A 25,285-nucleotide genomic window follows, 5' to 3' on the forward strand; every position below is an offset into this window, starting at 1 on the left:
GAACACCAAAGTTCCGCGTCGTGGCAACTTAGAGTGAGAGAGGGCCGCTCGGTCTTTGAGCGGCCCTTTCTTGTTGTTGTGATGCAGGTCCACGTCAGCAGCATGGTGCCCGGACCCGCGGAGGCGATATTCGGCTCGTCCCCGTTCGTGGTGAGTACGAGAAGAAAGCCCATGGCCAGGCGGCCGCCATCAGCGGTGGCCACCACGCGTTCCGCGATAGGTCCCGGTGGAACGAGGTGGACCGGGTCTGGGTACCGTCGGGCGGCGGGCACGCGCTCGGCCACGGTCGAGTCGGTGACGCCGACCAGGATCACCAGTTCCGCCAGGCAGCGCATCACAGGTGCCTGGTCGGGCGCGCGTTCGGCCCTCGTACCCGGTCAAAGCTGCGCCGCCAGGGCCTCAGCCAGTGTCACGCTGCAGCCTGCCTCGCGCGAGAGGCGCAGCATCGTCGACTGGGGCAGCAGGAAGATCGCGACCATCACGCTCCCCTGATGAAGCGGGTGCGCCCGCCCCTGTACAGAAACCGGGAACTTCCGCTTGCGGCCTGGCTGGTGAGGCAGTGAGCTACGGGTGGAACGGATGGATTCGAGGCAATCCGTTTTCGAACCCCCAACAGGGGAAGCGGCCGCCGAGCTGACGACCCAAGGACGCGTATGGATATAGGCAGCTTCGACCTGAACTTGCTGAAGGCGTTCGACGCCCTCTACGCCGAGCGCCATGTGACGCGTGCCGGGCTGCGCATCGGTCTCAGCCAATCCGCCATGAGCGGCACCCTCACCCGCCTGCGGGAATTGCTGGGCGACGAGTTGTTCGTGCGGACCCCGTCAGGCATGCGGCCCACGGCCCGCGCCGACGACCTCGCCGGCCCCGTGGCGGATGCGCTGCGCCTCGTGCGCGGCGCGTTGCAGGCCGACGGCTTCGAGCCCGCAACCGCCGAGCGTGCGTTCACGCTCGCGATGAGCGACTACGCCGCGTTCGTCCTGTTGCCGCCGCTGCTGGCGCGCCTCGGCGACGAGGCGCCGGGCATCGACCTGCGCGTGCGCGGGATGTTCGGCCGGGGCGAGGCGGTGGAACTCCTCGACAGCGGCGAGGCGAACCTCGCCGTCGGCGTTCCGGTCGAAGCATCGGCGCGCATCCTCACGCAGCCGCTGCTCCGGGAAGGCTTCGCCTGCGTCGCCCGGCGCGGGCACCCCGCGTTCGCGGACGGCGTCGACCTCGAAGCCTTCGTGGCCGTGCCGCACCTCCTGGTCTCACCCGAAGGTGACGGCGCGGGACTGGTCGACCGCAAGCTCGCCGAGTTGGGGCTCAAACGCCGCGTGGTGCTGAGCCTGCCGCAATTCCTGGTCGCGCCCTTCATCGTCGCCGAGAGCGACCTCGTCGCAACGCTCGCCGCCCGCGTCGCCCGGCGGTGTGCCGACGTCGGGGTCGGCATCACCGTGCACGAGCCGCCGGTCATACTGCCCGATTGGCCGCTCGCGTTGATGTGGCACCGGCGAGCTGACGCGCACCCGGCCACCGCGTGGCTGCGCGATGTCGTCGCCGAGGTCGCCGCGGCGGTCTGAAGCCATCGGCGCGAGCGATACCGTCACATCAGAACGTACGATTTCCATCCGGTCCCCAGGTCCGCTTAAACGGCCATGTCGAAGTCAAGGTGGTGGCGGGCATGCGAGTTTTGGTGACAGGGGCGACGGGGTTGATCGGGGGCGCCGTGGCACGACGCCTGAAACGGGGCGGCCACGAAGTCGTCGGGCTCGCCCGCTCGGAGAGGAGTGCGGCCAAGCTGGGAGGCGAGGGCTTCACGGTCGTTCACGGAGATCTCTCCGATGGGGCCAGCGTCGCCGACGCCGTCCACGGGGTCGATGCCGTCGTCCATGCCGCCTCGCCGGGCGACCTGAACACGGCGGCTTACGATGAGACGGCGGTGCGCGCGATCATCGGCGGGCTCCGCGGAACGTCCAAGCGGTTCGTTTATACGAGCGGCTGCTTGGTCTATGGGTCGACCGGCGACACGCCCGCGACCGAGGACAGCCCGCTGAGTGCGGTCGAACTCGTCCGCTTCCGCGAAGCCCTCGAACGGGAGATCCTTGGCGCGGCGGACCACGGGATTCACCCGGTCGTGATCCGGCCGGGTTGGGTCTATGGCAACCGGGGCGGCACCGCGATGATGATGGTTGGCGCGGCCGAGGAGCACGGCGTGGCGCGCTACGTCGGCGACGGGCGGAACCGCTGGACGACGGTGCACGCCGACGACCTCGCCGACCTCTACGCGCTCGCGCTCGAACGGGCACCGGCAGGTTCGGTCTTCAACGGCGTCCACGGAGCGGCGACGCCCCTCATCGAGATCGCGCGAGCGGCGAGCGAGGGGGCCGGTGCCGGGGGGCGGGTGGAAGCATGGGCGCTCGAGTACGCGCGTTCGGTGCTTTGGGCGTTCGCCGACGCCATAGCGTGCGATCAGGTCGTCTCGGGGGAGAAGGCGGAGCGCGAACTCGGTTGGCGTCCGTCGCACCGCTCCATCGTCTATGAACTCCGTTCCTACCGGTCGGCAACCGACTGAGGCCGGCCGGCATGAAGCGCGCTTCATGCCGCCAAGCCGAACGAAGCAATGCACGGACGCCCGGACCGATGGCCAGCTTCCCGGTGTCGAGGCAGCCCCGCCTCGGCGCCCTTAAAGCGCGCTCTAGGCGAGCAGCTCGCGGGTACGCTTCAGCGTCGACAGCAGCGCAGCCTTGTAGCCCTTGCCGCCGTCGAACTGCGCCTGCTCGGCCTGCTCCTCGCGACCGCCCGGTTCCTTCCCGCGCAGGCCGAGGTAGCAGTAGAACCGAAGCTGCAGCGCGCCCTCCTCGTCCTCGAACAGCTCGTTGACGATGGCCCCTTCCCGCGGGCCGGTGGCCTGGAAGAAGGTCACCTTGGCCCCGGCCTCGAATGCGATGATCTCGCGCAGGTCGACACCCCCGATGGTGGCCTCGCGCACGATATGCGTGGCGCTCTCCTCCACCACTTCGCAACGTGTGCAGAGCCCCGGCGGCAGGAACTGGCGGGCGTCGCGGGCCTTGAGGACGAGGCCCGCCCAGGCCTGCGCGCGGGTTAGGGGAGCCTCGCCCTCGGGGTTCACCGGGACGGTTGCGGTCGAATAGATCATGACGATGGTCCTTCGATGGGGTGGCGTGAGCGCCGTCCGTCAGGCCGAGGCCGCGATCTCGGCCGCCAGGTTGCGGTAGGTGCGCAGCGGGCGGCCCAGGAGCGAGGTCAGGCGCTCGACGTCGCCGGCCTCCGGGACCATGCCGTCGGTCAGGAAGCGCTCGGCCATCAGGCGCATGTCGTAGGCCATCCAGCCCGGCATGAACTGCCGGAGGTTCTGCTCGAACCCGGCGGTGTCGTCGCCGCCGTAGGCGACCGGGCGGCCCAGCACCTCCGACCAGATCGCGGCCACGGCCTCGCCCGTCAGCGTCTCGGGCCCGACGACGTTGATCCGGTCCAGGAGAAGCGGCCCGTCAGCCCGCTCCCGGCGGATGAGTTCGAGAGCGGCGACCTCGCCGAGGTCGCGCGCGTCGACCATGGCCAAACCCCTGGCGCCGATGGGCATGGGGTAGACGCCATGCTGGAGGACGACGTCCTTGACCGTCATCTCGTTGCTCATGAAGTAGGCGGGGCGCAGGATGGTGGCCTCGAAGCCCATCGCCTCGATCATCCGCTCGACGCCGAACTTGCCCGCGAAGTGGGGCACGTTCACGTAGACGTCGCTGTGGATCACCGACAGGTAGACGACCCGCTTGATGCCGGCCTCCCGGGCGACGTTGAGGGCAATCAGCGCCTGGGTGAATTCGTCGGGCACCACGGCGTTGAGCAGGAAGAGCGTGGAGACGCCCTGGAAGGCGCCGCGAAGGGCGTCGACGTCGAGCAGGTCGCCCTGCGCCAGGGCCACGCCGGCCGGAAGTCCCGCCTTGGCCGGATCGCGGACGAGGGCACGCACGTCGGCGCCGCGCTTCGCGAGATTGTCGACGACATGGCGGCCGATGGTGCCGGTGGCGCCGGTGACGAGAATGGTCATGGGATCTCTCCGGGTTGCTGCTGTTGACAGGACGGAAATTAGCGATCCACGTTCGTACTTACAGACACTATATCTGGACGGTCCGTCTCGCTGGTGGAACGCATGGACCTTCTCGCCCTCGCCGACTTCAACCTCGTTGCCCGCCATGGCGGGTTCGGGCGCGCCGCTCGGGCGGCCGGACGCCCGAAGGCGACGCTGTCGCGCCGGGTCTCGGAACTGGAGGGCGCGCTTGCACTCCGTCTGTTCGAACGCGGCGCCCGCACGCTGACGCTCACCGAGGAGGGGCGGGCCCTCCACGAACGGACTGGGATGCTGCTGGCCGAGCTCGACGAGACCGCGGCGGCCATCGCCTCGGGCGGCGCGAAGCCGCGCGGCCGGCTGCGGGTGAGCGCGCCACTCCTGTTCTCGCAGGTGGCCATGGGAAAGCTCGCGGCCGAGTTCGCCGTGAAGCACCCGGAGGTCCGGCTGGAGGTCACGACGGATGACCGGGCCGTCGACATGGTCGAGGAGGGCTACGACCTCGTGATTCGGGTCAACCCGGAGACCGACGAAAGCCTGGTCGGCCGCGTCTTCCTGCGCGACCGGCTGGTCGTCGTGGCCAGTCCAGCCCTCGGGCAGCCTCGGGGCAACCGGCCCGTTCCGGCCGTGGTGCGCGGTCCGGGCGGTGGCGACAGCTGGAAGGTGAAGGTGCAGGACGGGACGCCGCGCATCCCGTTCGAGCCGGTCCTCAGGCTGTCGTCGATGATCATGGTCCGCGACGCGGTCCGGGCCGGCGTCGGGGCCGCCTCGCTCCCCATCTCGCTCGTGAGCCACGACCTGGCCGCGGGCAGGCTGGTCCACTGGGGCGACGTCGAGGGGCCCGACATCGCGCTCTGGACACTGTACCCCTCCCGCCGGCTGCTCAGCGCCCGCGTCTCGGCGTTCCTCGACCACCTGAAGCAGGCGTTTCCGCAGGGCACGCCGGACGAGTTGGCGTCCTACATCGGCACGTGAGTACGGGCCGGCGCCCCGAAGCCTGCGCGTCATCGAAGGTGCGGCGGGCGTCCTCGATCAGCGGCTCGCGCTCGCGTAATCAGCCCGTGAAGCTCTTCCAGGGTTGGCAGCCAACGTGCGCCAGCCGTCTCGCATGTGGAACGGTACGTCTATATCGTACGACTATTCGCCCATTCACGGATCGCTAGCTTTGGCCTCGTGAGAAGCAGCCAGCTTCCCGGAGGCAGCCATGCAAACCGTATCGAGCGAACCCCGACCGAAGATCCTGGTTCTCGGCGCCACCGGCGGGACGGGCAGGCGGATCGTCGCCCAGGCCCGGCACGCGGCTTCGACGTGACGGCGTTGGTGCGCTCACCTGGGAAGGCAGACGTCCTCCCTGGTGCCAGGCTGGCGGTGGGCGACGCCCGCGACCCGAAGGTGCTGCGAGAGGCTCTGAGGGGGCGGGACGCGGTGGTGAGCGCGCTAGGCACGCCGGCAAGCCCGTTCCGGCAGGTGACGCTCCTGTCCGAGGTCACCCGTACCCTGGTCGACGCCATGAAGGCCGAGGGAGTTGCGCGCCTCGTCGCGATCACGGGAATCGGTGCGGGTGACAGTCGGGGGCACGGCGGCTTCGCTTTCGACCGCCTGATCTTCCCGCTGCTCCTACGCCACGTCTACGCCGACAAGGACCGCCAGGAGGCCATCGTCAGGCGGAGCGGCCTCGACTGGGTGCTCGTCCGTCCCGCCGTCCTGAGCGATAAGGCCGGCCGTGGCGCCGTCCGGGCGCTCACCGACCTGTCAGGCTTCCATGGCGGGAGCATCACCCGCGAGGACGTCGCGCGCTTTGTGCTCGACCAAGTCGATGCCGACGCGTGGCTCGGTCGAACCCCCTTGATCACCTGGTGAGCGCGTATGCGAGCCGACGCCGCCTCAGGCGGCGCGACCGGCCAGGACGACGGCATCGGCGCCGGCGGGCAGGCTGATCGGGCAGGCCGGGTCGGTCACGGCGCGCCAGACCGCCTCGGCCACGTCGAAGGGGCGTGTCACCTCGGTCTCGGGCTGCTGCTGCCATGACGCGAAGACCTTCTGCACCAGGTCGGCATAGGGCTCGGGGAAGCCCCCCGTCATGCGGGACCGTGCGCTCTGCCCGAAGGCCGTCTCCGGCGCCCGTCCGGGGATGACGAGCCTCGCCCGCACGCCGAACGGCTCCAGCTCCAGGGCCAGGGATTCCGTGAAGGCGTTCACCGCGGCCTTGCTCGCCGTGTAGACGGAGAGCAGGTGCAGGGGCTTCTGGGTGACGCTCGAAGAGACGTTCACGACGACGCCAGCCCTGCGCTCCCGGAACTGCGGCAGCACCGCCTGGGTCATGGCGAACGTTCCGAACGTGTTCGTCTCGAAGATCTCGCGCACGACGTCCATCGGCGTGCCTTCAAGTGCGTTCAGCCAGCCGATGCCGGCGTTGTTGACCAGGACGTCGATGGGCCCGGCGGCCTCGACGGCTTGGCGGATGCTCGCCGCGTCGGTGACGTCGAGGGCGAGCACGCGCAGGCGATCGGTGGCGGGCAGGTTCACCTCGCGCGGCGTGCGCATGGTGGCCACCACGTTCCACCCCCGGTCTAGGAAGAGGCGGGCGGTCTCAAACCGAACCCGGACGAGCAGCCGGTGATCAGGACGGTTTGCATGTCGGCTCCAACAAGTTGTGACCGTCGTTGGATAGATCCGGCCTGCGGGACGGGCTACAATCGCACGTCCCGATCTTATTAGCGTCAGTCCGGAAATGGCCGATCCGCTCGCCGATGTCGTCACCCTCCTCCGGCCGAGCGCCGCGTTCTCCAAGTCCGTGAGCGGCTCGGGCCCGTGGCGCGTTCGCCGGGCGGAGCACGGTCGTCCGTTTTACTGCGCCGTCCTTGATGGATCCTGCGGCCTGGCGGTCCGGGGGCGTGACAGGGTGATCCTGGAGCCGGGGGACTTTGTCCTCGTCCCGGCCGCGGACGCGTTCGAGATGTCGAGCCCCACGCCCCCGACCGAAGGCTCCGAGACGATGCCGGTCGAGATGCGGCCCGGCGAGTTCCGGATCGGGCATGAGGATGGGCCGGCGGACGTCCGGCTGCTCGTCGGCTACTGCACCTTCGGCTCGCCCGATGCTGGGCTGCTGGTGTCGCTCCTGCCGAGCCTCGTCGAGGTCCGGGGCCAGACCAGGCTCGCCTCCCTCGTGCACCTCGTCGGCGAGGAGGCGCGCCAGCGCAGGCCCGCGCGCGACCTCATCCTGACGCGGCTGCTGGAGGTCATGCTGATCGAGGCACTGCGCTCCATGAACGGTCCCGCGACGTCGCCGGGCCTCGTGCGGGGGCTCGGCGACGAGCGCCTGGCCGCGGCCCTGCGCAGGATGCACGAGCGACCGACCGCGTCATGGACCGTCGCGCGCATGGCGCAGGAGGCGGGGCTCTCGCGCTCCGTGTTCTTCGAGCGGTTCAGGCGAGCGGTCGGGGTCGCGCCGATGGAGTACCTCCTCGACTGGCGGATGGTCCTGGCGAAGGACCTCCTGCGTCGCGAGGGCGGCGGCGTCGCCGAGGTGGCCGCGCGGGTAGGCTACGGCTCCGCGAGCACGTTCAGCGTGGCGTTCTCCCGCCATGTGGGCCTTCCGCCGGCCGCGTATGCGCGGGAGCGAGGCGTTCGCGAAGTCGCATGACAAGGCGGGCCGCGACCGGACCGGGAACACGCCCAACCGCCACGAGCCGTCGGCCGGCGGTCGCGGGTCAGGCTTGCGACCGCGCCCGGTCGAAGAGCGTCCCGCCTCCGTCGTTGATGACCCCCGGCGTAGCTCGCGCGGAACACCGGCCGACGCAGCCGCTTTGCCATCCGGTCGGGGCATCTCGGGCAAGGGGCGGCGAACATGCGGGAATACGGGGCCTCGTTCGGCATCGGGTTCGTGGCGGGGATGCGCAGCATGTCCGCCTGCGCCGCGCTGACGTGGGCGGCATCGCAGGGCCGGACGCGCGGCGACTTCATCCCCGCCGGTCCGGGCGCGCGGGCTCTTGCCACGACGGCCGCCGCGGCCGAGATGGCCGGCGACAAGATGCCGTTCGCACCCGACCGCCGCATCCCGCCTTCGTTCGCGCTCCGGCTCGCCATCGGCGCGGTCGGTGGCTGGGTCCTGGCCGGCCGGCGTGCCTCGCCCGAGTACGGCGCACTGGCCGGCGTCGCCGGCGCGGTCGCGGGCACGCTCCTCGGGCGAGGCGCCCGGGGCGGGGACTCGCGGACATCTACAGGACGAGCCCGGGGCCTTGCCGAGGACGCCGTCGCCGTCGGCCTCGCCGCTTTGGTGGTCGCATCGGCGGAGACGAAAAGGCACCGGTCATCGCCGTGAGGCGGCCTGGCGCCGGCTCAAGCGTATCGAGCGGCGTCGGCTTACCAAGTGGATCACATCGGCTTCGCGCAGCATGCGTTGGAGCCACATGCTGCGCGTCGCGGGACCCCGAGGGTTGGTCGGTCGCTCAGGCGCCCATGATCGTGGCGGCGATCTCGTTGTGCCGCTCGTCGGCCGCCTTGGCCTCGTCGAGGGAGGTTTGCATCGCTGGCGCCGTTCCGCTCAAGCCGGCCTGCTCGGCGTAGGCGCGGATCGTGCCGAAAGCCGTGATCCAGTAGTGCAGTGCGAGCTGGCCGGTGGCGATGATGCCGAGGTCGCGCGAATCGTCATCGGGCGCCTGCTGGCGGATCTGGCGGCTGACCTCGTAGAGGCCTTCCAGCACCGGGTTCTTCTGCTCGCCGCTGCCGCCCGCCTCCTGCAGGGCCTGGTCGATGCGTTGCGCCCATTGCTGCGAAGTCTGGTTGCCCTGCTCCAGGGCCGCCTTGAGGTCGGGATGGTGGGCGTCGTGCCGGATCTCGTCGGTGGCCTGCGCGGCGACCTTGCCGCCGTTCTTCATGGCAGCGAGCTCTTGGGCCACGAGCGTCTTGAGAGCGTCGTTGTTCATCGTCGTCCTCCGGGTGGGAGCGTCGACGCAGGATGCGGCCGACACCACGGAGAACGCCCAAAAAGCAAGCTGCACCTCGTGTGCGACGATAAATGTCAGTTGCTTTATGATAACCGGCTGAATTCAGCCAGGTATTGGTTGGGATTGGCGCTTGCACTTACCATCAAGATCAGAAAAGCATTAGAATTCAAACAACCAGGCTGGCCGTTGAGCGCGGCCATTGCTGGGACAGTGTAAGTCAGAGATAGGCATGACCCGGCGCTTCCGTCGCACGAACAGCGTGCGGTAGACGTCCGACGTCGAACGGTCGAGCGGCCGTAGCTCCAACGCTGCGGGAAGGGTCGCTTTGGGCGCCGGGGAAGGCGCTGCCAACATTTCAGGGCTGATGACCACGGTGGCGATGTGGCCCGCGGGCACCGCCGAGTAGCCGTCAGGCAAGGTCGTGGCGGTCGGGATGGGCTGCATCGGCCCCTACGGCAAGTGGATGAGCGACCGCGGTCAAAGCGGGACCGGAGCGTCCGTCGAGAACATCTGGATGGGATGACTACCTCGGTCCCGCAACGGCCCGGTCGGGGTCGGAAGCGGCGGTTCGCTGCGCTAATCGGCGGTGGCGGGCCGCGGCTCGCTTCGCGCCCTCCGGTGGGTGAAGCCGACCAACGAAGTCACGGCCAGCATCATGCCCGCGACGGCCGCCAGGGTCACCGGGAGGGACGCCACTGTCAGGACCGCGCTGGCCAGGATGATGCCGACCGAGTTCGCCGTGCGCAGGAGGGCGAACGCCTCGGCACGCCTGTGCGCCGGGGCGAGCGCGTCGAACACGAGCGAGTAGTAGGTACCCAGGGGTGCCAGGACGAAGCCCATCAGCACGGCGCCGGCCACGGTCAGGGCGAGGGACGCATCGAGGGCCGCGAGCAGCGAGCCGACCGTCATCACCGACAACTGGGCCAGGACGGATGTGCGGGAAGCCTTCAGATTCCGGACGCTGACCCACACGCCGCCCGCCACGGAGGCCAGGCACAGGGGGACCGTGAACAGGATGGCCATCGCCGGTTCGTGGCCGAAGCTCAGCGCGAGGGCGACGGCCCCGATCTCGATGGCCGCCACCGCGGCGCCGCCCGCGGTCGCGCACAGCAGCCAAAGCAGCATGGGAGCGCTGACGACCGAACCACCGGTCTCCGGCGCGTCACCGGCGCATGCCTCTCCTGCGGAGGGAACCAGGAGAGCCGGAACGGCGCCCAGCACCGCGATGGTGGCAACCGCGAAGGCTGGGGAGACAGTGCCCACCACCGACGCCAGGACCGGGGCCAGCACGAAGGTCACCTCGTTGAGCGTGGCCGCGATCCCGAGGGCGCGCGGCAACCGAGCCTCGGGCGTCAACCGGTTGAGCGTGGAGCGCAGGTACCCGTAGGCCGCGCCGTTGACCGATCCCGAGACCGCCGCGCAGGCGACGAGCCACGGCAGCGCCACCTCGCGCGAGACCAGGACGGCCATGCAGCCTAGCGCGAGCGTGCGGATGCCGACCAGGATCCTGAGGAACGCCGCCGCGCGCATGGCCGTGCCGAGCCGGGCGACGGGCACGGCGCCGACGACCTGCGCGAGCGTCATGGCAAGGACAATGGCTGCCCCGCCGCTGGCGTCCCCGGTCAGGCCCAGTGCGACCAGCGAGAACGCGACCGGAGCTGCCGCCTGCAGGACGCCCATGGCGGCGGCGGAGACGAACCAGCGCAGGAGGGCCAGGCCGTCCGGCGGCGTCTGGGTGGCGATGGCGTCGGCGCGGGAGACGGGGGCGTGAAGTCGTTCGGTCATCGAGAGCCGGGATGCCGCGGCACCATGAACGTATTTCCTTTCCGGCGCCGCGAAGCGTTGCCGAGGGCGGGACAAGCGAGGGCGCCGCGAACCGGTCGCGGCGCTCTTGTCGTTAGGTCCGGTTGCCGGACGAGGCTACGCTGCCTGTCGGGCCGCAAGAGGTTGCGCCTTCGGGAACCGCCCGAGGGCATCCGGATGGCCGAGGGCGTTCGAGAGCGCGAGCGCGCCGTTGCCCAACAGGGCCTGCGCGGCGAGCGCCAGGGCCCAGAACGCCGGGTACTCCCAGCCGCCCTTGGTGAACAGCCAGCCGTTGCCGGAGTGGGCCCAGGTCGCGCCGAGCAGGACCGGGAGCGCGGCGAGCGCGGCGTAGCGGGTCTGCAGGCCCAGGACCAGCATCAGCCCGGTCACGGCCTCGACGGCCATGACGGCCCAGGCGAGCGGGCCGGGCAGGCCGAGCTTGTCGAAGAACGCCGAGGCCCCGTCCATGCCGAAGACGAAGGGTTTGAGATACGGGCCGTGGGCGATGAGGGCGAAGCCGAGCGTCACGCGGAGCAGCGTCGTGCCGTAGGCGGCGGGGGTTTGGGTCATGTCTCGGCTCCCGATGGAGAATTGTCTCGCTTGCGCACCGTCATGATGTACCCTGTGCTCTGACGCATGGGGAGTTGCGAGTTTGCCGATATCATCCGCGGAAATGCACAGGGGCGACTGGGACGACCTTCGCTACGTGCTGGCCGTCGCGCAGGCCGGGTCGCTCGCGGCCGCGGCGCGCGCCCTGGGGGTCAACCACTCGACGGTGCTCCGCCGCCTCGGCGCCTACGAGACCCGCCTGGGCGTGCGGCTGTTCGACCGCCATCCCTGGGGCTACGTCCCGACGGCGGCCGGCGAGGAGATGGTGCGGGGCCTCGCCGCCGTCGACGGGGTCATCCACGACGTCGAGCGCCGCGCGGCCGGGCTCGACCGCAGGCTCACCGGCACGGTGCGCCTTTCGACCACGGACACGCTCGTCGCCTCGGTCCTGCCGCGGGCGCTGGCATCGGTGCGGGCGGCGCACCCCGGCATCACGCTGGAGGTGTCGACCGCGAACGCCTTCGCCGTCCTAACCCGGCGCGAGGCGGACATCGCGCTGCGGCCGACCCCCAAGTCGCCGCCCGAGAGCCTGATCGGCCGGCAACTCGCGGTCGTCCCCTACGCGGTCTACGGTGCGCCGGCCTATCTGGACGGACGCCCGCCGGACACCGCCCTCGCGGACCACGCGTGGCTCCGGCCCGACGCCTCTCTGCAAGACACCGCCGCCGCCCGATGGCTGCGGGCAAACCTGCTGGACTGCGAGCCGGTGCTCCGGGCCGACACGTTCGTCGCCCTGCGCGACCTGGCGCGCGCGGGCATCGGCCTCGCCCTGCTCCCCTGCTACCTCGGCGAGGCCTCCGAGGGACTCGTGCGCCTGCCGGGCAGCGACGTCCTCGACCTCGCCTCGACGCTCTGGGTGCTGACCCACGAGGACCTGCGCCGGGTCGCGCGGGTCGATGCCGTGGTGACGGCGCTGGTCGAGGGCCTCGCGACCGCCCGCTGGTCGCCTTGAGCGGGCGCCGCCGTGTCTACTGGGAGGTGGAAAGCTTCATCGTCACCAGGCCGCAGACGATGAGCGCCGCGGCGAGAATGCGCATGGGGCTCGCCTGCTCGCCCAGCACGGCGATGCCGACGACGAAGGCGCCCACCGCGCCGATGCCGGTCCAGATGGTGTAGGCCGTGCCCAAGGGCAGCGTGCGCATGGCTACCGCGAGCAGCCAGAAGCTGCCGACCATGCCCGCCGCCATGACGAGCGTCGGACCAATCTGGGTGAAGCCCTCGGACTGCTTCATGGCGTAGGCCCAGACGATTTCCAGGAAACCTGCGCCGACGAGATAGATCCAGGCCATGCGGCCCTCCTAAGAGAGCCGGGCCGACCCGGACATTGCTTCCCACGATGGGCGGGGTCGTTCCCCGTCGCCTGCGTATGCGGCGATGGCCAGGGAATACGACATCCACTCCCCAGTCAAGCGTTCCTGGCCGCGATCAGCTGGCCTTTCGGGCGTAGCGACCCTCGTCCTGCGGCTCGAAGTACCGTCCGTGGAAGACGCGGACATCCATCTTCTTCTTCAGCGTGCCCGCCGTCAGGGGTTCCTTGTGCAAGGTGGCGCCGCGCAGCGTCGCGGCCCTGAGCTCCGGCAGGATCTCGGTCGGCGTTAGGGGACCGCGCTCGGCGAGGAGCTCGGCTATCTCTTGCATGACACGGTCCCTGAACTCCTCGGCACGGAAGCGGTCGAGCTGGTACTCGACCTTCGCTAGGCGCGCCTGGACGCGACCGCTCCCGGCCTCGGCGGCCTCGGCGCGGGCGAGCAGGGCCACGTTCTCGGCCTGGAGGGTCTCGATCATGCCGAGCAGGTGCTCGCGGTCCTGATTCTCGTCGGCGGCGTCGGTCTCGGCGGCGGCACGCTCGCGGGCGAACGCCTGGGTGGCCTCGCGCTTGGCCTGCTTCCAGAGTTCCATGGCGAGCGCCTGCCCCTTTTCCTTCATGCCCTTGGTCATGTCGGTGGGTTCGAGCTTGGGGTCGTAGCTGCGCTTCTTCCGCCAGGCGCGCAGGTGCTTGCAAACCTCGCGGGGGGAACCGCCGGTTGGGATGGCCTCGCGCACCTTGCGCAGGCTGGGCCGCTCGCCGTTGGCGAGCAGCCTGTCGGCGACGAGGAAGACGGTGAACTCGGACGGCATGGGCGGTCCCCTGGGGTGGCGGGGAGCATGCCTGCACGAAGTTAAGCGGGCGCTGAAATCGGCCCTGCGGGGGCGCGGATTCGCGACTCCGCGGTCGGGTATCAGGTAGCGTGACCCGATACCCTGTTCGCGCGGCATCCAGAGCAATGGCTTGGCGCAGTTCAGGACGACTGCGCGGCCCCGAGCGTGCATCGTCGCTTCTAGGTTGTGGGTCACCTCACCGAGGCACTGGAACAAAAGGGGCTCAAATGCCTTGACTGGCGAACTTGGCCTTGGGGGGCTGGCGCATGTGGTCGGACAAGGAAACCGCGCGGGATTTCCTCAACTTCCATGCCGTCGCGGCGACCGCCGCCGAGATGATCGTTCAGGCCGAGGGGCAGGCGCTGTCGCTCGGGGTATCGGGTGGATGGGGCGCCGGTAAGTCCTCCATGGTCAAGCTCCTCCGGGCCGAGCTTGACGGCCGGGAGGGTCGGGACTTCGCGTTCGTCGAGTTCAACGCCTGGCTTTACCAGGGCTACGACGATGCCCGGTCGGCGCTGATGGAGGTCATCGGCACCAAGCTCCTGGAGTACGCCGAGGAGCACGAGAAGCCGACCACCCACATCCTTGAATTCCTCGGTCGTGTCCGCTGGGCACGCGCGGCGGGTCTGGCCGCCGGGGTGGCCGGCTCCGTCGCGGTCGGCATGCCGTTGCCCGGCGTCCTCGGGGGGCTCTGGGACGCGTTTCGCGGTCTGACGGACGGCGACGTCACGAAGGAGGATGTCGACGCGGCCAAGGCGGCGGGCAAGGAGGCGGCGGACACGGGCAAGGGGCTCGTCGGCGACAAGAAGGAGCGGCCTTCGCCACCGAAGCAGATCCAGGAGTTGCGCGACCACTTCGAGGCGACCCTGGAGGAGCTTGGCGTCACGCTCGTGGTGCTCATCGACGACCTGGACCGCTGCCTGCCAGCGACCGCCATCGCGACCTTGGAGGCGGTCCGCCTATTCCTCTTCCTTGAGGGCACGGCCTTCGTCATCGCGGCGGACGATCGCATGATCCGGAACGCGGTGCGCGCCCACTTCAACTTCGACGTGGCGCTCGATGACGACCTCATCACGAGCTACTTCGATAAGCTGATCCAGGTCCCGATCCGGGTGCCGCCGCTCGGGACCCAAGACGTGCGCGCCTACCTGATGCTCCTGTTCATCGAGAACAGCGGGCTTGAGGCGGAACGGCGCGACGAGCTCCGGACGGCGATCTGCGCACGGCTCGGACAGACTTGGCAGGGCAAGCGCGTCGACGCGGCCTTCGTTAAGACCCTCATCCAGGACTGCCCCGACGCCCTGGCCGCCCGTTTCGACCTCGCGGACCGCCTCGCGCCGACGATGGCGACGGCGGAGCGCATCTCGGGCAATCCGCGCCTGATCAAGCGCTTCCTCAATACGCTTTCGATCCGGATGTCGATTGCTCGGAGGCAGGGCGTCACGGTGGACGAACAGGTCCTGGCGAAGATGCTGCTGTTCGAGCGGTGCGGGCAGAAGGACGCCTACGCAAGCATCCTGAAGGCGGTGGCGGCGCACGACGAGGGCAAGCCGGCGTTCCTGGCACCCTGGGAAGAGGCCGCGCGAAAGGGAGAGCAGCCGCCGGGCTTGAGGCCCGAGTTCAACGGCGACTTCGCCAAGGGATGGCTGGCGCTCGATCCCCCACTTGCCGACCTCGACCTCCGAGCCGTCGTGTACGTGAGCCGCGACCACCTGCCGGTCATCACGCCGAACGACGAGATGTCGTCCGAGGCCGCAGCGCTACTCGCCGGGGTGCTCGCGATTAGGTCCGGCATCAGCGAGCAACTCGTCACCCAGCTTCGCGGCCTGCCTCACCGGGAGACCGCCCAGATCATGGAACGGGTGCTCGGCAAGGCTCGACAGGTTCAGGAATGGGGGACCCCGCCCATCTTGCACGCCGCCCTGACGATCGCGGCCGTCGACCCGGATCACGGCTCGACGTTCGCCCGTTTCCTGCGCGACGTGCCGCCGGCGCAGCTTACGGCCCCCATCGTGCCGATCCTGTCCGACAAGCCCTGGGCCGCAACGGTCCTGTCGCATTGGGCCGAGCAGGACGACACGCCGGCACCTGTCAAGCGTGCGATTTCGGCTGGCTCGCGACGGGGGCGCTGACTGATGGGCACCTCCTCGTCGAGCACTGGTCCGGGCGGCGGGGTGCCCATGGTGCCCCCCTGGGTTCCCCCTCTGCCGCCGCTGCTCCCGCCCTTGCCGCCCGAGGCGCCGCCCGACGCTGCGCCGGACGAGAGCCCCGCACCCCCGGCGCAGGACGTCCCGCAGCCGCTCCCGCCGGCCCCACCCAATCAATTTGCGCCACCGCGACGCTTCTCGGCGGCGCGCACGAGCCTGGGGCACTTCGCCCGCTCGGGTTCTCGGGACGACCTGCGCCGCGGGCTTGGGCATTACAGCCGGACCGGGCTAGGCGGATCGACGGCCGCGACCCGCCGGATGGGCGGAACGGTGGTCACCGCCGGCGGCCTCTACGGCGTCCTGGATGCCCTGCGCTCCGGCACCCGGCCGCCCGTGGACCTTGGGCTGGATGCCTCGGAGCTTCGCGGCCGCCCTGCCACCGAAGTCGCCGACCGGATCGCCAACGCCCTTAGGCCTTCGGACGGAACGCAGGACACCGAGGCTGCTAGAGACGCGATTTCCCGCGCGCTCTCCGACCTCATCGCGGCGGAGCCGGACGCCGACCTGCTGGCGCTTTCGCCGGAGCAGATCGGGGTGGTGGTCGAGGGGTACGTGGCCCACGACCTCTGCCACCGGGTCGAGCTCGACGTCGGTAAGGCGGTCCACGACAAGGCCCCCGATCCCGCGACCGCCACGAGCCGGCTCGAACAGATCAAGGACTACGTCCGGCAGGAAGTGGCGCGCCGCTTCCGCGCGCGGTCCGACCGGGGGCAGCGCCTCAGCCGCCAGGGGGCCGCGACGCTCGCCGCCAGCGTGTTGCGCGACACCTTCGAGGTCTTCGAGAGCTACCTGCGATGAGAGTGACGTGCGTTCCGGCAGGCGTCGCCGCGACAACGCCCTCCGACCTCCGCTACGTCCTCTACGGGACGCCTCCGGCCGCAGACGTCGGCTCCGTGGCCACCGCCCTGATCCCGACGGTACGTCGTCTCGGCCTGGCGCCTTCGGCCCGGGCATGGGATTTCCTGTCGGTCGCACTCTCCGTCATCGCGGCCGATGAAGGGTGCTCCCGCAGCTCCAGCCCGGACGGGTGGACCCGAAGCATCGACTTGTCGGTTGCCCTGATGGACCCGGTGTTCTGGCACGCGCGCCGGGAGATCCTCCAAGACGCCCTCGGCTTCCTCTCGACCGACCGCTGGAGAATCGAGTTCGTCGGGGGCGGGTTGCAGCCAGCGCCGCCGCCCCAGGTCATGCCGCGGCCGGAGGAGTGCGTCTGCCTCCTTTCCGGCGGCCTCGACAGCCTCATCGGGGCGCTCGACCTCAGGGCTGAAGGGCGGCGGGCGCTGCTCGTCAGCCAGATCGCCAAGGGCGACAAGCAGACCCAGCGCGAGCTGGGGCACATGATCGCCGGCGATGGGATGCACCTGCAGCTCAACCACAATGCCAGGCCGCCGGCCGGCTTTTCGGACCGGTCGCAGCGGGCCCGCTCGATCATCTTCATCGCCTACGGCGTCCTTGCCGCGACCTGCCTCGCGACCTACCGGGACGGTCAGACCGTCGACCTGTACGTTCCCGAGAACGGCTTCATCAGCCTGAACGTGCCGTTGACGCCGCTGCGTATGGCGAGCCACAGCACGCGGACCACCCACCCGGTGTTCATGCGCCGTCTGCAGGACCTGATCGACGCCGCCGACCTCCGGGTCCGCCTGGTGAACCCGTACATCCTGAAGACCAAGGGGGAGATGCTGTCCGGCTGCGCCGATCGCGCCTTCCTGCTGAGCCACGCGGGCGAGACCACGAGCTGCGGCCGCTACGCCCGAACCGCCTTCACCCAGTGCGGGCGATGCGTGCCCTGCCTCATCCGGCGCGCCTCGTTCCACGCGGCCGGCATTACGGACGCGACGCTCGCCTACAAGTACGACATCTCGCTCCCGGGCCGGAAGCACCGCGACTTCGAGGACGTCAGGGCCGCGGCCATGGCCGTCGGAAGGGTCGAGGCATCGGGCCTCAAGGATTGGCTCGGGGGCGCCCTCAATGCGGCCCAACTCGGTGCCGATACCGCGCCGTACGAGGACGTCGCCAGGCGTGGCATCGGTGAGCTCGGCTCCTTCCTGAGAGGGGTCGGCGTGATCCGATAGGTCTCCGGGCGGCTGTCGGTTAGCCGAGGCACCCGCTTGATCGACCTTCACTGCCACATCGACCTCTACCCGGACCCGGCGGCAGTGCTGGACGAGGCCGAGAAACGCGGCGCCTTCGTTCTGGCCGTCACCACGACGCCGCTCGCGTTCCAGGGCAACATGGATCTCGTCGCGGGCCGCCAGCGCATCAGGGTCGCGCTTGGGCTCCATCCCGAACTGGTTGCCGAGCGTCACGCCGAGATCGACCTCTTTCTCGACCTGCTGCCGCGAACCGCCTACGTCGGCGAGGTCGGCCTCGATGGCAGCCCAAGGAACCGGGCCAGCTTCGGCCGACAGGAGCGGGTCTTCGCGAGGATCGTCGAGGAGTGCGCCCGCCTGGGTGGGCGCGTGCTGAGCATACACTCCCGACGCGCCGCAGGCTGCGTTTTGGACATCCTCGGCTCGGCTCCGGCCTGCGGGGTTCCGGTCCTGCACTGGTTCAGCGGAACCTCGCGCGAACTCGAACGTGCCGTCGCGGCCGGCTGCTGGTTCAGCGTCGGGCCACTCATGCTCGCCACCCCTGCGGGCCTGCGCCTCGTGTCCGCTATGCCTGCCGACAAAGTGCTGACCGAGACCGACGCACCCTTTGCCCAGGTCGCGGGAGTTCCGCTCATGCCGTGGGACGTCCTGGACGCGGAAGCCGTGTTGGCAGGGCTCTGGGGTATCGCCGAGGAAGAGACGCGCCACCGGTTGCGTCGGAACCTTCTTCGCCTGGCGAAACGCGCGACCGAGATGTCGGTCGAACCACGAACCGCGCCCCACGCCAACGAAAGTCGCTTGCGCGCTGGGTAGCAAGTAGCGCTATCCGATACCCCGCCGCCGAGGCGCGTTTCGGATCCCGGCTCGGTGAATCGGAACGGCCCTCGGCCCCGTCCCGGCGGTGCGCCCTTGTGGATCCCGGCACCACGGCCTTGCGCGGGCTCCCGGACCGGGACAGGTTCGCTGCCCCCTCTGGAGACACCGTCATGAAACCCGTCGGCCAGCACCCCACCCACTGATCGCAGGAGTGCCGCCACGGCCGAGCCTCCCTACCCGCGAGGCTCCGATGCCATCCAGAATCCTTTGGTCGAGCGACCACCATTTCGGCCACCGGGCCATCCTCGACGAGCGGATGTCCCTCCGACGTCCGTTCGCCTCCATCGAGGAGCACGACGAGACGCTGATCGCGAACTGGAACGCCGCGGTGCGCCTCGACGACACCGTCTGGCACCTCGGCGACTTCTGCTACCGCTGCAGCGAAGATTACGCCCGCTCCGTCTTCGCCCGCCTCAGGGGACGCCGCCGCTTCCTCGTCCGCGGGAACCACGACAGGATCGGCGCGCGCCTGCCCTGGGACGATGTCGTCGACGTCGCCCGGGTGGTCGTCCAGCAACCGGACGGCACGCCCCAGGGCGTCTGGCTGAGCCACTACGCCCATCGCGTCTGGCCCGGGGCAAGCCCGGGCGGGTGCAGAGGTCAGGCCCGCGCGGCGACCGCCTCGACGATGCGCTCGACCGTCGGGCTCACCCTGCCGAGCACCCACCCGTTGCGGTGCCCGGTCAGCACGCAGCCGATCGCCGCCCGGATCCGCTCGATGCGGTCGCGCGGCGTGTCCCTGTCCGTGAAGGGTCGGAGCAGGTCGGCGTCGTCCTGGCGGATGCCCCGTCCGCCGAGGCGGGCGACGAGGGACGCGACTTCCTCGTCCGTGGCACGGGGCAGCCCCGTGCGGAGGAAGGCCTCGATGTCGGCGATGTCGATGGTGCGCATAGGAAGGCTCCTGCCCGGCGCGGCGGCCGGTGCGATCGTTGGGAGCCCTCAAGGGGATGCGGGAGGCTGACCGGCCGGAGCCGGTCCCCTATGCCAGGAGGATGCCCCCGCGCGGGGCGCGCCGCAAGGGCCGGGTCTGTCCGGTGAGCGGACACACCCGAGGGGAGGGGGCTCATCGCCGGGGCTTCCTCTCCGCCTTGGGCTTCCTCGGCCGGCCCGGCCCGCGCACGACGGGCTCGGGATCCGGCGTGGGATCGGGCGCCTCGACCGGCGGTGCCGCCCGCAGCATCCGCTCGACGACAGGACGCTCGCGCTCGTATGTGTCGAGCACGTGCCGGACCCACGCAGCCATGCCCTTGGCCTTCAGCGGGAAGCGCTGCGCCCGGGCGTAGACCCTTCGCGTGATGTCCTCGATCCGCGCCTCCTCGGTGTCCTTGCCCGAGCTATGCGCGAGGATGGCGCTGCCGGCGCCGCCGAGCTCCTCGTCCGCGAGGTAGGATGAGAGCGTCCGGCGGGCATCGTGCGGGGTCCAATGCCGGACCCCGACAAGCCTCAGCCAGTCCCGCTTGCGGACGGTGACGGCGCCCTTCTTGCCCGCCTTCGTCTTTCCCTGGAGGCGGTAGAGGAGCTGGTTCAGGCCATCGGAGGTGACGTGCTTGCCGGCCGCCCGGCTCGGGAATAGCCAGTTGCTGTCGTTGTCCCGCTCGAACCTGGCGAAGATTGCCAATGCCTCGGGCGGGATCGGGAGGCCGTGCGGGCGGGCCGCGCTCGTGCCGCCCTTCATCTCCTCGCCGGTCCAAGTCCAGGCAAGCCAGCCCGGGTGGTCGGGCACGGGGATGACGCCATCCCGCCGGGTCCCGCCAAGCGCGCCGGTCCGCTGCGCGGTCAGGACGACGGCCCACAGGGCTGCGATCGTCCCCGGGGTGGTCTCCTGGTCCGTGCCGCCGAGCGCCCGGCAGTGCTCGGCAACGAGGATCGTCCGGACGAGCTCCGTAACCGTCGGCGTGTGCTCGCGCGTTTGCGCCTTGTACCGGACCTTCGCGCGGTTGGACCACCACGGGACATCCTGCTCCGTCCAGCCGCAGAGCCCGGAGTGATCGCTGTGACCCCAATCGAGCGCCGCGCGGGCGTTCGCCATCGCCCGGGATGCCGTGCTCGGAGCCTGGTTCCGAACCAGGGCGTCCCGGACGCGCTCGAAGTCCGCGAGCGTGACGTCGGAGACCGGCGTCTCCGCGATCTCGGCGAACTCGGGCAGGCGAAGGGCGCGCTCGTACTGGCTGTCCCAACCCTCGCGAAGGGTCGGAAGGTGATGCTCAAGGAACAGGTCGACGAGGTCGCGCCATTCCCACGGACCATCGCGCCGACGGTCCGCCTCGGTTCGCTCCGGCCGGCGAGGCTCGAACGGGGGGGTAGGCGAGCTCGACCGCCTCGGGCAGGGACGTGCCCTCGCCGAGGGACCGCTCGAAGATCTCGGCGTCGAACTTCGGGTCGAACCCGGCGGCGAAGTCCAGGCGCGCGCGGGCCGCGGCGATCCGCGCGGCCTGTAGGTCCATCACGTCGGTGCCTCCGAGCCGGATCGTCCCCCGGCGGTGGCGCAGGTACCAGGTGCCGCTGGCCTTCGTGACACGCAGCGTCAGGCCGGTCGCGTCCTTGGCCGTGTCGGCGAACTCGATGCCGCGGCCCGGGACCCGTCCCTCGTCGATCAGCCGCATCGCCCGCGCCACGGCATCGGCCGTGAGATGGACGCGCTCGCGCTCGTAGCCGCCTCGCTCCTTCGCCTTCGCCACCGTGTCCTCCGCATGGGATACAACGGGGATACAACACGGCCCCGGAGGTCGCGGCAACGCAGCGGACTGCGCAGGGGCACAAGAAATTCTTGCAACATGAAGAAGTTAGTCGAAGTGGTTAACAGGCTTCGCGGGTGCTCGGAAACCCGCCTCTAAAGCTTCCCAAGCTGAATGTCGTCGGTTCGATCCCGATCGCCCGCTCCATATAACCCGTTGAAGCGTCAGCTTTTTCGACGGTCTACCGCTGATCTCACGGACCCCATGGTCCCCATCGCGGTCCTCATCCCCGTTCAGGCGCTGTTCTTCACCGCCCGATGGGCCAAGCGCAGCTCCGCCACCGTTCGTGATTTCCCGACCGCGCCACGCGAGTAGCGCGCCGTGGTCTTCGCATCCGTGTGGGCAGCAGTGGCTCGGATTGCATCGAGATCGGCTCCTGCATCTTCCGCTTCGGTGATGGCACCGGCCCGAGCATCCATGTTCCAGATGTGGTCCGGGATGCCGGCAGCCCTGGCGACCTTGCGCCACTCGCGCTGGAAGGCGTCACCGGCGTAGGGCCGGCCTTGCTGCTCATCGACGATCAGAGGACCGACACGCCGCTCAGGCAGGACGTGCGCGGCCACCTGCTGGACATGAGGGCAGAGCGAGAAGTCGTGCGCGATCATCGCGCCGGTCTTCGTCGTCGCCTTGCGGGTCACGCCGTCGAGCACCACGCCCGCCCAGGTCAGGCCGTTCACCCAACGCCGGCCGTTCAGCACGATGCCTGTGAGTGCCTCGCCCTCTGGGATCGGCTCCCACTCTCCCACCACATCCTTCTGCCGCATGACGGCGTCGAACTGGATCGCGGTCGCAAGTGCCAAGGAGATGCGCCCCATCTCGATCGCCTTCGGGATGAAGGCCTCTATGTGCTCCAGGTCGAGGGTGACGCGGCGCCTAGCGGGTTGTGGGAAGCGGATCTCGGCGAGGATGTCGCGCACCCGGGCGCAGCCGTCGAGTTCAGCCGCAACTCCGTAGGCGAACAACTCGCGCAGCTTCTTCATGATGCCCCAGGCGCGCCTGACGCGCTCGGGCTGGCCGGTGGCCTTGGGCTTCTTCGCCGCATCGTACCAGCGCCAGAAGTCGGCGAGCTTCAGGGATGGCACCAGGCGGTCGCCGAAAGCCTTCTCGATCAGCGTGAGGACGTGGGCATCCTTCTCCCGCGTGGTGTGCTTGAGGCGGCGATTGAAGGGGCTCTCCGGGTCGGTCTGGTAGCGGCGTGACAGGCTGCGGATCGTGCCGTCGAACCGGTTCGGATCGCGCAGGTGACCGCTTGACCATTCCAGCATCTCGGCCTGCAGCCGGAGGCACGCGGCGGAGAGCAGCGGCGCGTCATCGGGCTCGTCGAGGCGATAGGGGAGGCGGACGGTCTTGGGCTCGTACCCGCGCTTCACGAGGTCGGCGCGAGCCGCCCACATAGGCACGTCCGGTCCACCCTTCCGCGCTTTGCGCTTCAGGCCCGGGGTTGGGAATTCAGAGGACATCGAGGTTCTCCACGCCGTCGGGTGCCATCACCTCGACGGTCGAGAGACCGTAGCGCCTCAGAAAGTAGGCTTGAACTGCCGGCCATGGCCGACCGCCCATCAAAGGGTCGACCTTCGGGAGGCCATCGCGCTCTAGGATCTTCGCCTTGGCAGCCCACTCGATCGGGGTCTGGCTGAGGCGCCGCGCCACCTCGGCTTCGCATGGGAACATGCCCTGGCTGCGTGCTGATGTCCGCGGCATGGCTATAGCCGCTTCCCATGGATGGCTTCGGAGAGCGCAGCGCCCGCCCGACAACATCCCGACCTCACAGGAGAACGGTCATGACCACGGTCTCTATCGTCGCCGGCCCACGCCTCCACCTCGCGCAGCGCATTAGGGAAGTCGCCGCGAACACGCCGGCCGCCTACTTCGGCATCGTCCTGGGGCTATCCGGCCTGGGCGGGGCCTGGCGCGCGGCCGCGCTCGCCTGGCACCTGCCCACGGTCGTCGGGGAGGCGGTCTACGTACTCGCCGGCGCAGTCTGGGCCGTGCTCGTCGTCCTCTATGCCCTCAAGGCCGTCCTCACCCCGGACAAGCTGGCGGTCGAGGCGGCCCATGCGGTCCAGTGCTGCTTCATCGGCCTCGCCGGAGTGGCGACCATGCTCGTCGCGAGCGGGCTCATCCCTTACTCGGCCGGATCCGCAACCGTCCTGTTCGGCCTCGGCTTCCTATTTACGCTCGGCTTCGCGGTCTGGCGGACGGGCGGCCTCTGGCAAGGCGGCCGGGACCACGGCACCACCACCGCGGTGCTGTACCTGCCGACCGTGGCCGGAAGCTTCGTCTCGGCGACCGGGGCGTCGGCCCTGGGCTACCAGGATTGGGGTCAGCTCGCCTTCGGCGCCGGCCTGTTCTCCTGGCTCGCGATGGAATCGGTTCTGCTCCACCGCCTGCTGACCGGGCCTGAGAAGCCCGTCGCGTTGCGCCCGACCCTGGGCATCCAGCTGGCGCCCGCGCCGGTGGGGGCCGTGGCCTACCTCTCGGTCGCGGGCGGAGCGCCGGACCTCTTCGCGCATGCCCTGATCGGCTACGGTCTGCTCCAGGTTCTGGTTCTGGCCCGGCTCTCGCCGTGGATCGCGAAGGCCGGCGCTGTCCCTGGGCTCTGGGCCTTCAGCTTCGGCGCGACTGCCATGGCAACGGCCCCGGTTCGCCTGGTTGCCCATGGCGATGCCGGAGCGGTCGCCGTCCTCGCCCCGGTGCTTTTCCTGGCAGCGAACGGCCTCGTCGTCGGCCTTACCATCATGACCGTGGCTTTACTGCTCCAGGGCAAGATGTTTGCTGCACCGACGGCATCGAGCCAATCACGGACGTGACCGTACCCCCGGTCATCTCGCCAAGTAATCCGACGACTGCTTTCAAGCGGTTGTTGAGTGCCTTGCTGTTGGACCAACCACCGATCACGGTGGAGCGTTCTTGTTCGTGTTGCTTCGGCAGCGGTTCGTTGCCGAGGACGGTTATGGTGGTCGGAGCAACCATTCCATCTCAACAACAGCTGTTGGCCTCCAAGCGGCCATTCCGATGTCTTCGGTCGGAGGTCCGCTGATGGCGCACAGCCGAAAAATCGGTGTGCGAACTCCTGACCCCAAGCGGACATTCGGAGCACTGCCGCTGAAGGTCCGGATGGGAGCGGCGACCAGACTTTGGCGCTTGGTCCGGCAGCAGAAGTTCCGTGTCCGACCCATGACGGTCGACAATCGACCTGCTCAGCCTGCTTGGAAGAGGGCGTAGATGCGCTCGGCTGGAACATGATCCGCTTTGGACGAGAAAGCAGCATCGCATGTCACATCCGAGTCGCTCGGCTCGTCATGGCTTTGAACGTCGATCTCTGGCGCTCCGAGCACAAGGAAATGACATGAGCGAGAACAAGCGACTGGTCTGGAACGAGGTGGCCCCGCAGGGGGCCAAAGCGCTTTATGGCATCCACCACTACATCACCACTGGCACCGATCTACCCAATGAGCTGATCCATCTCGTCTTTCTGCGAGTGTCGCAGATTAATGGCTGCGCGCACTGCATCGACTTGCACACCCGGGATCTCCTAAAGACGATGCCTTTCGAGAAGGTCGCCCTGGTTCCGGTCTGGGCCGAGGTGCCCCACCTGTTTCCTGAAAATTACCGCGCCGCTCTCGCCTGGGCGGAGGAAGTCACGCTGGTGAGTGAGACGCACGCCTCCGATGAGGCATATGCCGCCGTGAGCGCGGTCTTTGCGGCCAAGGATCTCGTTGATCTGACGATCACCATCGCCGCGATGAACGCGTTCAACCGCCTCGGCGCACCCTTCCGCCTCCCGGTCCAGGCGAAGGCCTAGTCGGTT

General features: G+C 69.6%; 24 protein-coding genes and 3 pseudogenes. 14 read left to right on the forward strand and 13 right to left on the reverse strand.

The window, feature by feature from the left end; translation table 11 throughout:
* Positions 1-653 precede the first annotated feature (653 nt).
* Together DA075_RS18570 and DA075_RS18575 are read left to right on the forward strand one after the other, a co-directional pair.
* Entirely contained in the window at positions 654-1,562 is a 909-nt protein-coding gene (locus DA075_RS18570) for a LysR family transcriptional regulator (RefSeq protein WP_099954466.1), read from the forward strand.
* Positions 1,563-1,663: 101 nt separating this feature from the next.
* Complete coding sequence (locus DA075_RS18575) at positions 1,664-2,554, forward strand: NAD-dependent epimerase/dehydratase family protein (protein ID WP_099956666.1); 891 nt, start codon at positions 1,664-1,666, stop codon at positions 2,552-2,554.
* A gap of 123 nt (positions 2,555-2,677) precedes the next feature.
* Here the strand turns inward: DA075_RS18575 and DA075_RS18580 are convergent, their stop codons facing one another.
* Positions 2,678-3,139: an SRPBCC family protein gene (locus tag DA075_RS18580; protein ID WP_099954467.1), complete on the reverse strand. Its 462-nt coding sequence runs from the start codon at positions 3,137-3,139 to the stop codon at positions 2,678-2,680.
* Between the two features lie 39 nt (positions 3,140-3,178).
* Positions 3,179-4,048 (reverse strand): SDR family oxidoreductase, encoded by an 870-nt coding sequence (locus DA075_RS18585; RefSeq protein ID WP_099954468.1) that lies wholly within the window; start codon positions 4,046-4,048, stop codon positions 3,179-3,181.
* Positions 4,049-4,150: 102 nt separating this feature from the next.
* Here DA075_RS18585 and DA075_RS18590 point away from each other — a divergent pair, with 102 nt between their 5' ends.
* Both DA075_RS18590 and DA075_RS18595 read left to right on the forward strand, forming a co-directional pair.
* Positions 4,151-5,041, forward strand: coding sequence for a LysR family transcriptional regulator (locus DA075_RS18590; protein ID WP_099954469.1), 891 nt, complete (start codon positions 4,151-4,153; stop codon positions 5,039-5,041).
* Positions 5,042-5,270: 229 nt separating this feature from the next.
* A pseudogene (locus tag DA075_RS18595) lies at positions 5,271-5,926 on the forward strand (NAD(P)-dependent oxidoreductase).
* A 24-nt stretch (positions 5,927-5,950) separates the two neighbouring features.
* Here the strand turns inward: DA075_RS18595 and DA075_RS18600 are convergent.
* Positions 5,951-6,702, reverse strand: a pseudogene (locus DA075_RS18600) (SDR family oxidoreductase).
* Between the two features lie 95 nt (positions 6,703-6,797).
* On the opposite strand from DA075_RS18600, the gene DA075_RS18605 reads away from it, so the two are divergent.
* On the forward strand, positions 6,798-7,709 hold the full coding sequence (locus tag DA075_RS18605) for an AraC family transcriptional regulator (protein ID WP_099954470.1): 912 nt from the start codon (positions 6,798-6,800) through the stop codon (positions 7,707-7,709).
* A gap of 204 nt (positions 7,710-7,913) precedes the next feature.
* The gene (locus DA075_RS18610) at positions 7,914-8,387 is read left to right on the forward strand and encodes a hypothetical protein (protein ID WP_099954471.1); all 474 of its coding nucleotides are present in this window, start codon (positions 7,914-7,916) and stop codon (positions 8,385-8,387) included.
* 127 nt (positions 8,388-8,514) lie between these two features.
* Here the strand turns inward: DA075_RS18610 and DA075_RS18615 are convergent, their stop codons facing one another.
* From DA075_RS18615 to DA075_RS18625, 3 genes are all read right to left on the reverse strand, one after another.
* Entirely contained in the window at positions 8,515-8,991 is a 477-nt protein-coding gene (locus DA075_RS18615; protein ID WP_099954472.1) for a YciE/YciF ferroxidase family protein, read from the reverse strand.
* Positions 8,992-9,588: 597 nt separating this feature from the next.
* The gene (locus tag DA075_RS18620; protein ID WP_099954473.1) at positions 9,589-10,797 is read right to left on the reverse strand and encodes an MFS transporter; all 1,209 of its coding nucleotides are present in this window, start codon (positions 10,795-10,797) and stop codon (positions 9,589-9,591) included.
* Positions 10,798-10,932: 135 nt separating this feature from the next.
* A complete protein-coding gene (locus tag DA075_RS18625; protein ID WP_099954474.1) occupies positions 10,933-11,385 on the reverse strand; it encodes a DoxX family protein in 453 nt (150 codons plus the stop codon).
* Positions 11,386-11,488: 103 nt separating this feature from the next.
* Here DA075_RS18625 and DA075_RS18630 point away from each other — a divergent pair, with 103 nt between their 5' ends.
* Complete coding sequence (locus DA075_RS18630; RefSeq protein WP_099954475.1) at positions 11,489-12,376, forward strand: LysR family transcriptional regulator; 888 nt, start codon at positions 11,489-11,491, stop codon at positions 12,374-12,376.
* Between the two features lie 16 nt (positions 12,377-12,392).
* On the opposite strand, the gene DA075_RS18635 is transcribed toward DA075_RS18630, so the two are convergent.
* Both DA075_RS18635 and DA075_RS18640 read right to left on the reverse strand, forming a co-directional pair.
* Positions 12,393-12,713, reverse strand: a complete 321-nt coding sequence (locus DA075_RS18635) for a DMT family transporter (RefSeq protein WP_099954476.1) — start codon at positions 12,711-12,713, stop codon at positions 12,393-12,395.
* A gap of 136 nt (positions 12,714-12,849) precedes the next feature.
* Positions 12,850-13,542, reverse strand: a complete 693-nt coding sequence (locus DA075_RS18640; protein ID WP_164712394.1) for a DNA-binding protein — start codon at positions 13,540-13,542, stop codon at positions 12,850-12,852.
* Positions 13,543-13,829: 287 nt separating this feature from the next.
* Between DA075_RS18640 and DA075_RS18645 the strand changes: the two genes are divergently transcribed.
* The 5 genes and pseudogenes from DA075_RS18645 to DA075_RS37580 all read left to right on the forward strand — a co-directional run.
* Positions 13,830-15,695, forward strand: a complete 1,866-nt coding sequence (locus tag DA075_RS18645) for a KAP family P-loop NTPase fold protein (RefSeq protein WP_099954478.1) — start codon at positions 13,830-13,832, stop codon at positions 15,693-15,695.
* 48 nt (positions 15,696-15,743) lie between these two features.
* Positions 15,744-16,568, forward strand: a complete 825-nt coding sequence (qatB, locus tag DA075_RS18650) for a Qat anti-phage system associated protein QatB (protein WP_329618775.1) — start codon at positions 15,744-15,746, stop codon at positions 16,566-16,568.
* A gap of 95 nt (positions 16,569-16,663) precedes the next feature.
* The gene (qatC, locus tag DA075_RS18655) at positions 16,664-17,845 is read left to right on the forward strand and encodes a Qat anti-phage system QueC-like protein QatC (RefSeq protein ID WP_123834355.1); all 1,182 of its coding nucleotides are present in this window, start codon (positions 16,664-16,666) and stop codon (positions 17,843-17,845) included.
* A gap of 36 nt (positions 17,846-17,881) precedes the next feature.
* Positions 17,882-18,676: a Qat anti-phage system TatD family nuclease QatD gene (gene qatD / locus DA075_RS18660; RefSeq protein ID WP_099954481.1), complete on the forward strand. Its 795-nt coding sequence runs from the start codon at positions 17,882-17,884 to the stop codon at positions 18,674-18,676.
* A 319-nt stretch (positions 18,677-18,995) separates the two neighbouring features.
* Positions 18,996-19,320: pseudogene (locus DA075_RS37580) on the forward strand (metallophosphoesterase); the annotation flags it as partial.
* A gap of 19 nt (positions 19,321-19,339) precedes the next feature.
* Here DA075_RS37580 and DA075_RS18670 read toward each other — a convergent pair.
* From DA075_RS18670 to DA075_RS18690, 5 genes are all read right to left on the reverse strand, one after another.
* Positions 19,340-19,630, reverse strand: coding sequence for a hypothetical protein (locus DA075_RS18670; protein ID WP_099954482.1), 291 nt, complete (start codon positions 19,628-19,630; stop codon positions 19,340-19,342).
* A 172-nt stretch (positions 19,631-19,802) separates the two neighbouring features.
* The gene (locus tag DA075_RS18675; protein ID WP_099954483.1) at positions 19,803-20,768 is read right to left on the reverse strand and encodes a site-specific integrase; all 966 of its coding nucleotides are present in this window, start codon (positions 20,766-20,768) and stop codon (positions 19,803-19,805) included.
* A 175-nt stretch (positions 20,769-20,943) separates the two neighbouring features.
* Entirely contained in the window at positions 20,944-21,417 is a 474-nt protein-coding gene (locus DA075_RS18680; RefSeq protein WP_099954484.1) for an integrase arm-type DNA-binding domain-containing protein, read from the reverse strand.
* 290 nt (positions 21,418-21,707) lie between these two features.
* Positions 21,708-22,844 (reverse strand): integrase, encoded by a 1,137-nt coding sequence (locus tag DA075_RS18685; RefSeq protein WP_338067980.1) that lies wholly within the window; start codon positions 22,842-22,844, stop codon positions 21,708-21,710.
* A 79-nt stretch (positions 22,845-22,923) separates the two neighbouring features.
* Positions 22,924-23,145 (reverse strand): hypothetical protein, encoded by a 222-nt coding sequence (locus DA075_RS18690; RefSeq protein WP_244936193.1) that lies wholly within the window; start codon positions 23,143-23,145, stop codon positions 22,924-22,926.
* A 110-nt stretch (positions 23,146-23,255) separates the two neighbouring features.
* Between DA075_RS18690 and tehA the strand changes: the two genes are divergently transcribed.
* Entirely contained in the window at positions 23,256-24,284 is a 1,029-nt protein-coding gene (gene tehA, locus DA075_RS18695) for a dicarboxylate transporter/tellurite-resistance protein TehA (protein WP_099954487.1), read from the forward strand.
* A 539-nt stretch (positions 24,285-24,823) separates the two neighbouring features.
* Positions 24,824-25,279 (forward strand): carboxymuconolactone decarboxylase family protein, encoded by a 456-nt coding sequence (locus DA075_RS18700; RefSeq protein ID WP_099954488.1) that lies wholly within the window; start codon positions 24,824-24,826, stop codon positions 25,277-25,279.
* Positions 25,280-25,285 lie beyond the last annotated feature (6 nt).

Origin of the sequence: Methylobacterium currus (genome assembly GCF_003058325.1) — a bacterium.
GTDB classification, from domain to species: Bacteria; Pseudomonadota; Alphaproteobacteria; order Rhizobiales; family Beijerinckiaceae; genus Methylobacterium; species Methylobacterium currus.

What these genes read in the sequence shown, in the direction of transcription:
- DA075_RS18630 (WP_099954475.1), top strand. Translation starts at nt 11,489, where the DNA reads ATGCACAGGGGCGACTGGGACGACCTTCGCTACGTGCTGGCCGTCGCG.
- qatB (WP_329618775.1), top strand. Translation starts at nt 15,744, where the DNA reads ATGGTGCCCCCCTGGGTTCCCCCTCTGCCGCCGCTGCTCCCGCCCTTG.
- DA075_RS18640 (WP_164712394.1), bottom strand. Translation starts at nt 13,542, where the DNA reads ATGCCGTCCGAGTTCACCGTCTTCCTCGTCGCCGACAGGCTGCTCGCC.
- DA075_RS18610 (WP_099954471.1), top strand. Translation starts at nt 7,914, where the DNA reads ATGCGGGAATACGGGGCCTCGTTCGGCATCGGGTTCGTGGCGGGGATG.
- DA075_RS18585 (WP_099954468.1), bottom strand. Translation starts at nt 4,048, where the DNA reads ATGACCATTCTCGTCACCGGCGCCACCGGCACCATCGGCCGCCATGTC.
- DA075_RS18700 (WP_099954488.1), top strand. Translation starts at nt 24,824, where the DNA reads ATGAGCGAGAACAAGCGACTGGTCTGGAACGAGGTGGCCCCGCAGGGG.
- DA075_RS18605 (WP_099954470.1), top strand. Translation starts at nt 6,798, where the DNA reads ATGGCCGATCCGCTCGCCGATGTCGTCACCCTCCTCCGGCCGAGCGCC.
- DA075_RS18675 (WP_099954483.1), bottom strand. Translation starts at nt 20,768, where the DNA reads ATGGCGAACGCCCGCGCGGCGCTCGATTGGGGTCACAGCGATCACTCC.
- DA075_RS18690 (WP_244936193.1), bottom strand. Translation starts at nt 23,145, where the DNA reads ATGTTCCCATGCGAAGCCGAGGTGGCGCGGCGCCTCAGCCAGACCCCG.
- DA075_RS18580 (WP_099954467.1), bottom strand. Translation starts at nt 3,139, where the DNA reads ATGATCTATTCGACCGCAACCGTCCCGGTGAACCCCGAGGGCGAGGCT.
- DA075_RS18615 (WP_099954472.1), bottom strand. Translation starts at nt 8,991, where the DNA reads ATGAACAACGACGCTCTCAAGACGCTCGTGGCCCAAGAGCTCGCTGCC.
- tehA (WP_099954487.1), top strand. Translation starts at nt 23,256, where the DNA reads ATGACCACGGTCTCTATCGTCGCCGGCCCACGCCTCCACCTCGCGCAG.
- DA075_RS18570 (WP_099954466.1), top strand. Translation starts at nt 654, where the DNA reads ATGGATATAGGCAGCTTCGACCTGAACTTGCTGAAGGCGTTCGACGCC.
- DA075_RS18635 (WP_099954476.1), bottom strand. Translation starts at nt 12,713, where the DNA reads ATGGCCTGGATCTATCTCGTCGGCGCAGGTTTCCTGGAAATCGTCTGG.
- DA075_RS18620 (WP_099954473.1), bottom strand. Translation starts at nt 10,797, where the DNA reads ATGACCGAACGACTTCACGCCCCCGTCTCCCGCGCCGACGCCATCGCC.
- DA075_RS18670 (WP_099954482.1), bottom strand. Translation starts at nt 19,630, where the DNA reads ATGCGCACCATCGACATCGCCGACATCGAGGCCTTCCTCCGCACGGGG.
- DA075_RS18625 (WP_099954474.1), bottom strand. Translation starts at nt 11,385, where the DNA reads ATGACCCAAACCCCCGCCGCCTACGGCACGACGCTGCTCCGCGTGACG.
- DA075_RS18645 (WP_099954478.1), top strand. Translation starts at nt 13,830, where the DNA reads ATGTGGTCGGACAAGGAAACCGCGCGGGATTTCCTCAACTTCCATGCC.
- DA075_RS18575 (WP_099956666.1), top strand. Translation starts at nt 1,664, where the DNA reads ATGCGAGTTTTGGTGACAGGGGCGACGGGGTTGATCGGGGGCGCCGTG.
- DA075_RS18590 (WP_099954469.1), top strand. Translation starts at nt 4,151, where the DNA reads ATGGACCTTCTCGCCCTCGCCGACTTCAACCTCGTTGCCCGCCATGGC.